Raw genomic sequence first — 9,091 nt, 5'->3', positions numbered from 1 at the left:
GACAACGCCCGCACGAACACCTCAGGCTTCCGCGCCACACCCACCTCCCAGAACCGACTGGGACAAGGCTGACGCGCCACCCCACCGAGATCAATTACCCCAGCAAGGTTCAGTCACGAGCCACTAGAAGTACGAGCCGTACAAGTCGCCGGTCGGCCACGTCCTGACGGCGTTCGCGGCCTGGTGCAGCGCGCCGTCGATGTCGCCGTAGGACGGCTGGCTCCCCTCCTGCCGCTGGTCGAACAGGACCGCCCAGGTCAGGCCGTCGAAGCGGCGGACGAGCAGGGTGCTCGTCCCGGGCAGGCTGCCGTCGTGCCAGGTGTTGCGGCCGCCGGTGACGGGCCGGACCATCCATCCGGTGCCGTAGTACCAGCCACCGGGGTCGATCCCGGTCTCCGGCTTCGCGAACGCGCGGGAGATCGACGCGGCGTTCAGCACCGGCGTCCCGCCGTCGTAGATCCGCGCGAAGCGGGTCAGGTCCACGGCGGTGCCGAGCCAGCCGCCGTGCGCGTCCATGTTCTCGATGTTGAAGCCGCCGTACGGGTAGGCGACCTGCTTACCGCTGTTGTCGTAGACGGTCGCGCCCTTGGCGGACGAGTAGTACGGAACCTCACCGGCGGCCTTGGTCAGGCCGTGCGCGAGCTTCATCCGCTTGATGCCGCGCGGCCCGAGCACCTTCGCCTGGACGTAGGCGCCGTAGGACTGGCCGGAGACCTTCTCGATGATCCGGCCGAGCAGCATGTAGCCGTAGTTGCTGTAGGCGTAGGCCGTGCCGGGCTTGTGGTCGAGCCTGCGACCGGACTCCCACCTCATGATGTCGGCGCGGCTGACCGGCAGGCCCTTCTTCAGGGCCTTGGCGATGGCGGCGTCCTGGAACATCGGGTCGGGCGACGTGTCGCGGTCCCAGCCGCCGAGGTGCTGGAGCAGCCGCAGGACGGTGACGTCCGCGAGCCTCGGGTCGGCGTGGGCCGGCAGCTTCAGCAGCGTCGCGACCCTGTCGGTCGGTTTGAGCCGGCCCTCCTGGATCAGCCGGAGCACGGCCGTGGCGGTGATCGGCTTGGAGAGGCTGGCGATCCGGAACAGCGACGTCGGGGACGTCTTCAGCGAGGTGCTCGCGCTCCAGGTGTAGCCGCGCGCGAGCAGCAGCTTGCCCTTGCGGGCGACGGCGAGCTGGCCGCAGGGGATGTTCCGCGCCTGCATGAAGCCCTTGACCGTCGCGTCGAAGCCGCCCAACCCGGACAGGGAGCGCCCGGTGACCTTCCAGCTCCGGGCGGCCGCCGCCGCTCCGTTCGCGGCGACGGACGACGCGTCGTGCGCGCCGCCGCCCTCACCGCACGCGGCCAGCAGCGCGGGTCCCCCCACGCCGAGCGCCGCGAGCCTGCCGAAGTCCCTGCGCCCGAAGTCCCTCCGCCCGAAGTCCTTGTGCCCGAACGCCGGAGATTCCATGGTTCGCGACCGTAGCGCACCTTCTTCCCCTTTGCCGGGAGGATGGTGATCCAGTGGCGGGCACGGATCAGCGGCTCGTGCAGGTGACCTTGGGTTCCGGCTGGTAGACGGTGTGGAAGCGGTCCCGGCGGACCGTCCGGCCGTCGTGGGTCAGCGTCCGGAACACGTCGATCTGGAAGCCGGGCCCGCCGGGCATCGGGACGCAGTGGCTCCTCGCGTCGCTGAACGTCCCGGCGCGGGTGAGGTGGTACCGCTTGGACGAGGCGGCCTTCACCTGGTACTTCGGCGTGCCCCACAGCGAGACGGTCAGGGAGTCGCCGGTGACCTGCGTCCGCAGGCGGATCGGCCTGCCGGAGTCGTTGCGCCAGACGAAGTCGAGCGACGGCCAGGCGACCGCGGCCTCGCGGCCCTGCGGGTACTCCGGCATCCACAGCGTGTGCGGATGGAAGTCGTCGATCTTGAGTCCGGCCTCGAACACCGCGTTCCAGAGCGTGGCCGAGACCTGGCAGATGCCGCCGCCGAGGTCGTCCACGAGACGGGATCCGACGATCGTCGGGGCGGGGACGTAGCCGCGGCGCGCGGTGCGCTCCCCGACGACCTTGTTGAACGAGAACGCGTCGCCCGCCTTGACGACGTGCCCGTCGATGGCCCGCGCGCCGATCCGGATGTTCTTCACCCGGGCCTCGCCCGGCTTGAACCGCGTGGTGTAGGCGGCGAGCTGCCGCGTCCCGTCTCCCGGGCCGTTGCCGGCGGGACGCGCCGGGGCCGGTCGCCCCGCTCCGTGCCCGCCGTCGCCGGAGCCCGTTCCGGAGCCCGGGCCGTCGCCCGCCGCGAGCGCGTACCCGCCGGCGAGCGCCACGACCGCGACCGGAACACCGATCACGACGGGCAACCAGCGGCGCATCCGTTCCTTCGGTTCCGGACGCCTCCTCCGATGCCGAACCATGACCAGGCCCCACCCCCAAATATGGACAACCCGGGCCACGTTACGCACAGCCCGACGCCCGATGCCCACTTTCGGACATCCTGAATGGGATAGATCACCAGCGGTAAACCGATCGGCGTCCTCAGCCGTCGCATGTACGTCTTCGCAGGTCAGAGCATCAGACCCCGAGGGTGACCGGACCGGTGCGGAGCGGAGCGACCCCCCTCTCCGGACGTCCCGAATGCCCCTCCGTGGCCGGTGAGACCCCCTTTTCGGTCAGCTCCGCGTCACGCCCCTCGCGTCCGCCTTGACCGCGCCGTCGCGGAATGTGACGGTCGTCACGTGGACGTCATCGGCGCGGGATACGGGCGCACCGGCACCCTGTCCCTGAAGAGCGCTCTGGAACAGCTCGGTTTCGGCCCCTGCCACCACATGACGGAGGTGATGCGCTCCGGCCAGGTCCGGGCGTGGCGTGCCAAGACGCGCGGCGAACCCGTCCCCTGGGAGACGCTGCTCGGCGGCTACCGCTCGGCGGTGGACTGGCCGTCCGCCGCGTACTGGCACGAGATCGCCGACCACTACAAGGAGGCGAAGGTCGTGCTCAGCGTCCGGGACCCGCGGTCCTGGGTGAAGAGCATGCGCACCACGATCCTGGCTCAGCAGGGACGGCTGAACACCCCCTCCGGACGGGCGCTGTACTCGCTGTCGTCGCTGCTCGGCACCCGGTTCGCCGCCTTCTCCGACATGTCCTCGTTCATGCCGGAGATGCGGGAGTTCCTCCGACTCGACGATGACGGGCTGGTGGCGCGGTTCGAGCGGCACACGGCCGAGGTCGTCGAGGCCGTCCCGGCGGACCGGCTGCTGGTCTACGAGGTGAAGCAGGGCTGGGAGCCGCTGTGCACGTTCCTCGAGGTCCCCGTGCCGGACGGCCCGTTCCCGCGGGTCAACGACAGCGCCGAGTTCACCTCCCAGGCCCGCCGCCGGATGCTGCGCATGCTCCTGACCCGCTGAGCACCGCCCCGGCCACCTCCGGCCCCCTCACGGAGCCGCCTACCGAGCCGCCTCACGAGCCGCCTCCCGCCGGAACCGGGCCTTGCGCGGACGGTGATGCCTACCTAGCGTTTGCTTCATGACTGAGGCGATCACGGTCGGGCACGTCCACGACGACGACGTCCCCTGGGTGCAGGCGGGTCCGGTCGGGCTGAAGGTGCTACGAGCGTCCGCGGACACCTGGGTCGTCCGCAACCGGTTCGCCGCGGGCTTCCGGCTCCCGACGCACAAGCACACGGGCGGCGTCCACGCGCACACCTTCGCGGGCCGCTGGCGGTACGCCGAGTACGGCATCGACTACGTCGCCGGGACGTACATCTACGAACCGCCCGGATCGGTCCACACGCTGACCGTCCTGGACGACGACACCGACATCCTCTTCGTCGTCCAGGGCGCGTTCATCGAGTACGACGACGCCGGGCAGATCAGCGGCGTCGTGGACGGCGAGTCCACGCTGAACGCCTACCTCGCCCTCTGCGACGCCGCCGGGATCCCGCGCCCGAGCGGGATCCTGCGGTGATCGCCGAGGACTTCCCGGACGGCGCGTTCGCCTCCGGCCATCCGCTCGGGCTCTACGCGGAGATCCGCGAGAAGAGCCCGGTCCGGCATCCGGCGCTGCCGCTGTGGGTGGCCGGGTCGCACGCGCACGTCCAGCGGGTCGCGTCCGATCCGGAGGCGTTCCGGTCCCGGGACGGGATCCTGGTCCCGGAGATCGGGCACGCCTACGCCGCCCCGCCGACGATCATGCACACCGACCCGCCCGGCCACACCCGCTACCGGGGCCTGGTCGCGCCCGCGTTCCGGCCGTCCGTCACGCGGGCGCTGGAGGGGACCGTCCGGGACCGGGTCCGCACCCTGCTGAACGGCCTGCCGCCCACGTTCGACGCCGTGGCCGAGCTGGCCGTCCCGCTGCCGCTCCAGGTGATCTGCCTGCTGCTCGGCGTCCCGGAGGCGGACTGGCCGCGGTTCCACCGCTGGACCGAGGCGATCGTGCCCGGCGCGTCCGCCCTGCCGGAGGACGAGCGGAACGCGCTGCGCGTCGAGTGCGGGTCGTTCCTGCTGGAGACCGCGCACCGCCGCCGCGCCGACCCGCGCGACGACGTGATCTCCCGGCTCGCCCTGGCCGAGCTGGACGGCGACCGGCTGACCGACCTCGAACTGGTCATGTTCCTGATCCAGCTGCTCGTGGCCGGGAACGAGACGACCCGGCACGCGATCTCCGGCGGCCTGCACGCCCTCGCGGAGAACCCGTCCCAGTGGACGACCCTCCGCGACCGGCCCGGCCTGCTGCCGTCGGCGGTCGAGGAGATCCTGCGCTGGACGTCTCCCGTGGCCTACTTCCTGCGCACCGCCACCCGGGACGTCCCGCTCGGCGACGCGGTGATCGCCGAGGGCGAGCACGTGATGCTGCTGTTCGGGGCGGCGAACCACGATCCAGCCGTCTTCGGGGACGACGCGGGCCGGTTCGACATCGCGCGCCGCCCGTCCGGGCCGAGCCTGGCCTTCGGCCACGGCCCGCACTTCTGCCTGGGCGCGGCGCTCGCCCGCATGGAGATCCGCGTCCTGCTGGAGGAGGCCACGCTCCGCCATCCGCGCCTGGCCCTGAGCGGCGCCCCGGCCTGGAACGGCTCCCCCGTCGTGACCGGCCTCTCCGCCCTCCCGCTGACCGGAATCGCCCGCTCCTAGCGCGCCCGCTTTCCCCCACCGGCGGACCGGGATTCGTGGCCGATCGCAAGCGTTCGGTCATGGCATCACCACTGTGAGGTTGGCCACAACCCGGTGAAGCATCCCTGAACCTCCCCTTTTAGGTTGGTGTGGTGCCTCAAATACGGGCGAACGTCTCGCACAGAGCGTGGGCTGCAATAGGCTTCCGAGCATGAGTCACCCGGAACCGACCGGCTCCTCGGGTGGCGAGTCGGTCGGCACACTCGCGGAACCTCCACGGATGAACTTCGGGAGCAGCGAGTCCCTGGCCGTCTACGCCGCCCGCTTCGGCCTCACGCAGAGCTCGGCTCGCCCCACGCTGCGCAAGTACATCCAGGACGTCTGGCAGCGACGCCACTTCATCTGGGCGTTCGCCTCCGCCAAGAACATCTCGATGTACAGCGACTCCCGCCTGGGCCAGGTGTGGCAGCTGCTCACGCCTCTGCTGAACGTCGGTGTCTACTTCCTGATCTTCGGGCTGCTGCTCAACACCTCGCGCAACCTGCCGGACTTCCTGCCGTTCCTGGTCACCGGCGTGTTCATGTTCGGGTTCATGCAGCGCTCCATCCAGTCGGGGTCCAAGTCGGTCGGCGACAACCTGTCGCTGATCCGGGCCCTGCACTTTCCCCGCGCCACGCTCCCCCTGGCCATCGCGGTCGTCGAGTTCCAGCAGCTCGTGCTGTCGCTGGGCGTCCTCATGATCATCGTGTTCGCGTTCGGGGAGCCCCTCGACGTGCACATGCTGCTGTTCCCCGTGGTCGTCGCGCTCCAGCTGATGTTCAACGTGGGCGCCGGGATGGTCATGGCCCGGCTGGGCGCGTTCAACCGCGACGTCACCCAGCTGCTGCCGTTCATCACCCGCACCTGGCTGTACCTGTCCGGCGTGATCTTCTCGCTCCCGAGCCTGATGACCAGCAGCCACTTCCTGAAGACGCACTCCTGGCTCGCCGAGATTCTCAAGGCGAACCCGGGCTACGTGTTCGTGGAGCTGAGCCGGCACACCCTGCTCGGCAAGTACCGGCACCACGTCCAGCACCACATGGCGGGGAACCATTCGAGCACCCAGCTGTGGATCTACGCCCTGATCTGGGCCGTCGTGGCCCTGGTCGCCGGGTTCGTCTACTTCTACCGTGCCGAGGAGCGATACGGCCGTGGTTAACGCCCACCTCGCACAGAACCCCGTGGACATCGACCCGACGCGCGACCCGATCGTCGTCGTGGACGGGCTGCACATCGTCTACCGCGTGTACGGCGCGGGCGGCAAGGGCAACGCCGCGTCCGCGATGTCGCGGGTGATCAAGCGGCAGAAGCGCCCCAGCATGACCGAGGTGCACGCGATCAAGGGCCTGTCCTTCGTCGCCTACCGCGGCGAGGCCGTCGGCGTCATCGGCACCAACGGCTCCGGCAAGTCCACGCTGCTCCAGGCCATCGCGGGCCTGCTGCCCCCGGCGCGCGGCGGCGTCTACACCGACGGCCAGCCGTCCCTGCTGGGCGTCAACGCCGCCCTGATGAAGGACCTCACCGGCGAGCGCAACGTCGTCCTCGGCTGCCTGGCGATGGGCATGACCCCCCAGGAGACCAAGGAGAAGTACCAGGAGGTCGTCGACTTCGCCGGCCTCAAGGCGGGCTTCATCAACTACCCGATGCGGACGTACTCGTCCGGCATGGGCGCCCGGCTCCGGTTCGCGATCGCCGCGGCCAAGACCCACGACGTCCTGCTGATCGACGAGGCCCTCGCCACCGGCGACGCCAAGTTCCGCACCAAGTCGCAGCGCCGGATCGAGGAGCTGCGCAAGGAGGCGGGCGCGGTGTTCCTGGTCGCGCACCAGCTCGACGTGGTCCGCGAGACCTGCGACCGCGTGATCTGGCTGGACGACGGCCAGATGCGCATGGACGGCCCCCCGGACGAGGTCATCGACGCCTACACCGAGGCCACCCAGAAGTAGACGCGTTCCCCCCGAGGACCCCGCCCCAGCACGGCCGACGAGCGGCCGGGGGCGGGGTCTTCTCGTCCCAGGCTCCCATGGGCGCGGTGAGGGGCCCATGGCCTGATAGGTATGAGGACGATGGCTATCAGGAGGAGGACATGACCATGGCCGGTAAGCCGCCGCTCCCACACGAGCACCTGCCGCAGGTCCCGTCGTTCACGCTGGAGAGCGACGACATCGCCGACGGCGCGCACCTGGCGAACAAGCACGTGTTCGACGACTGGGGCTTCTCCGGCGAGAACCTCTCGCCGGAGCTGCGCTGGTCGGGCTTCCCCGCCGAGACCAAGAGCTTCGCGGTCACCTGCTACGACCCGGACGCCCCGACCGGCTCCGGCTTCTGGCACTGGCTCCTGTTCGACGTCCCGGCCGACGTGACCGCGCTGCCGACCGGCGCGGGCACCGCGGACGCCAAGATCGGCGTCCAGGCACGCAACGACTACGGCAACAAGGAGTTCGGCGGCGCGGCCCCGCCGCCCGGCACCCCGCACCGCTACGTCTTCACCGTCCACGCGCTGGACGTGGAGTCGCTGGGCGTCCCGTCCGACGCGATGCCCGCCGTGGTCGGCTTCAACATCACCGCCCACACGCTGGCGCGGGCCAGCCTGGTCCCGGTCTACGCCTCCCGGTGACCACCGTCCGGTGAGGGCGCCTCCACGGCGCCCTCACCCGCGGCGGCGCGGCGTGCCGCGCCCAGGAGCCCGGCCGCCTCCTCCGCCTCGTCCAGGGTCGCGGTGAGGACCTCCTCGTAGCCGGGACGGGCCTGCCGGTACCGCTCCCGCCCGGCGTCCGTGATCACCGTGTAGACGCCGCGTTTGTCGTCCGGACACAGGTCGCGGTAGGTGAACCCGGCGTCGTTGAGCCGTCCGACCAGGCGCGTGACCGAGCTCTGGTTGAGCCCGAGGCCGGTGGCCAGGTCCTGCATGCGCAGCTCGCCGTCCGGGGCCTCGGCCAGCAGCGCCAGCGCCCGGTACTCCGACAGCCCGAGGCCGTGCTGCCGTTGCAGGACCGTCCCGAGCCGGCTCTCCACCCGCGCGTGCAGGGCGATGACCTGGTTCCACAGCCGCACGTCGGCCTGTCCTTGAAGCGTCGTTGCCATCACGCCGTCCCTTCTGTTGACACCAGAGTACTTGTACATACATACTCTTGCTCGTCGGCAAGAACTTGCACATACATACAAACACATGGAGGACCCCGATGGCCTGGATCTACCTGCTGATCGCATCCGTGTTCGAGGTGGTGTTCGCCCTCGCGACCAACGCCACCCACGGCTTCACCGAACTCGGGCCGTCCCTGCTGACCGCGGCCGCGGCCTCGGGCGGCATCTTCTTCCTCAGCCTCGCCCTCAAGACCCTGGACGTCGGGGTCGGCTACACCGTCTGGACCGGCATCGGCTCGGTCGGCACCGTCGCCTTCGGCACCGTGATCTTCCACGAGTCCATGACGCTGGGCAAGGCCCTGGCGTTCGTCCTGATCATCGGCGGAGTGCTCGGCCTCAAGCTCTCGGACAAGCTCTCCTCCGCGTCCGCATCCCCCTCGTCCACATCCCCCTCGACCGCATCGGCTTCGACCGCATCGGTTTCGACCGTGTCCCCTTCGACCGCGTCACCTTCGACCGCGGCCTCCTCGACCCTTTCCTGAACGGAGCACACCCCCATGGCCTGGTTCTTCCTCGCGCTCGCGATCGTCTTCGAGATCGCCTTCGCCCTCGGCACCAACGCGACCCGCGGCTTCACCCGCCTCTGGCCGTCCGTGCTGACACTGCTTGCCGCGAGCGGCGGCATCTTCACCCTCAGCCTCGCCCTGCGCACCCTGGACGTCAGCGTCGGCTACACGATCTGGACGGGCATCGGCTCCATCGGAACCGTCCTGTTCGGCGCCCTGATCTACAAGGAGAAGATCACCCTCCCCAAACTCCTCTCCTTCGCCGCCATCATCGCCGGCGCCATCACCCTCAAGCTCGCCGCCGGCCTGTAATGCT

11 protein-coding genes are annotated in these 9,091 nt (G+C 70.2%); 8 read left to right on the top strand and 3 right to left on the bottom strand.

Going from position 1 to position 9,091, the window contains the following annotated elements:
* Window positions 1-123 precede the first annotated feature (123 nt).
* Window positions 124-1,446: a serine hydrolase domain-containing protein gene (locus EBO15_RS32865; RefSeq protein WP_122198372.1), complete on the bottom strand. Its 1,323-nt coding sequence runs from the start codon at window positions 1,444-1,446 to the stop codon at window positions 124-126.
* 67 nt (window positions 1,447-1,513) lie between these two features.
* Window positions 1,514-2,350, bottom strand: coding sequence for a VanW family protein (locus tag EBO15_RS32860; protein ID WP_122198371.1), 837 nt, complete (start codon window positions 2,348-2,350; stop codon window positions 1,514-1,516).
* Window positions 2,351-2,713: 363 nt separating this feature from the next.
* Between EBO15_RS32860 and EBO15_RS32855 the strand changes: the two genes are divergently transcribed.
* The 6 genes from EBO15_RS32855 (at window position 2,714) to EBO15_RS32830 (ending at window position 7,742) form a co-directional block, all read left to right on the top strand.
* Complete coding sequence (locus tag EBO15_RS32855; RefSeq protein WP_122198370.1) at window positions 2,714-3,382, top strand: sulfotransferase family protein; 669 nt, start codon at window positions 2,714-2,716, stop codon at window positions 3,380-3,382.
* A 118-nt stretch (window positions 3,383-3,500) separates the two neighbouring features.
* Window positions 3,501-3,941 carry a 2,4'-dihydroxyacetophenone dioxygenase family protein gene (locus EBO15_RS32850; RefSeq protein ID WP_122198369.1) on the top strand — a complete coding sequence of 147 codons (441 nt, stop codon included), beginning with the start codon at window positions 3,501-3,503 and terminating at the stop codon, window positions 3,939-3,941.
* Entirely contained in the window at window positions 3,938-5,107 is a 1,170-nt protein-coding gene (locus EBO15_RS32845) for a cytochrome P450 (RefSeq protein ID WP_122198368.1), read from the top strand. The genes EBO15_RS32850 and EBO15_RS32845 overlap by 4 nt, the downstream gene beginning before the upstream one ends.
* Before the next feature lie 190 nt (window positions 5,108-5,297).
* A complete protein-coding gene (locus EBO15_RS32840) occupies window positions 5,298-6,284 on the top strand; it encodes an ABC transporter permease (RefSeq protein ID WP_122198367.1) in 987 nt (328 codons plus the stop codon).
* Window positions 6,277-7,071, top strand: coding sequence for an ABC transporter ATP-binding protein (locus tag EBO15_RS32835; protein WP_233616586.1), 795 nt, complete (start codon window positions 6,277-6,279; stop codon window positions 7,069-7,071). The genes EBO15_RS32840 and EBO15_RS32835 overlap by 8 nt, the downstream gene beginning before the upstream one ends.
* Window positions 7,072-7,217: 146 nt before the next feature.
* Entirely contained in the window at window positions 7,218-7,742 is a 525-nt protein-coding gene (locus EBO15_RS32830) for a YbhB/YbcL family Raf kinase inhibitor-like protein (protein ID WP_199744949.1), read from the top strand.
* Here the strand turns inward: EBO15_RS32830 and EBO15_RS32825 are convergent.
* Complete coding sequence (locus tag EBO15_RS32825; protein ID WP_122198364.1) at window positions 7,727-8,209, bottom strand: MarR family winged helix-turn-helix transcriptional regulator; 483 nt, start codon at window positions 8,207-8,209, stop codon at window positions 7,727-7,729. The genes EBO15_RS32830 and EBO15_RS32825 overlap by 16 nt on opposite strands.
* A gap of 98 nt (window positions 8,210-8,307) precedes the next feature.
* Between EBO15_RS32825 and EBO15_RS32820 the strand changes: the two genes are divergently transcribed.
* Window positions 8,308-8,751 carry a DMT family transporter gene (locus EBO15_RS32820; RefSeq protein ID WP_122198363.1) on the top strand — a complete coding sequence of 148 codons (444 nt, stop codon included), beginning with the start codon at window positions 8,308-8,310 and terminating at the stop codon, window positions 8,749-8,751.
* Between the two features lie 15 nt (window positions 8,752-8,766).
* The gene (locus EBO15_RS32815; RefSeq protein ID WP_122198362.1) at window positions 8,767-9,087 is read left to right on the top strand and encodes a DMT family transporter; all 321 of its coding nucleotides are present in this window, start codon (window positions 8,767-8,769) and stop codon (window positions 9,085-9,087) included.
* Window positions 9,088-9,091: the final 4 nt, after the last annotated feature.

Origin of the sequence: Actinomadura harenae, from assembly GCF_003696215.1 — a bacterium.
Classification (GTDB): domain Bacteria; phylum Actinomycetota; class Actinomycetes; order Streptosporangiales; family Streptosporangiaceae; genus Spirillospora; species Spirillospora harenae.
Note: the sequence above shows the minus strand (reverse complement) of the source record. Positions and strands in the feature narration are given on the sequence as shown.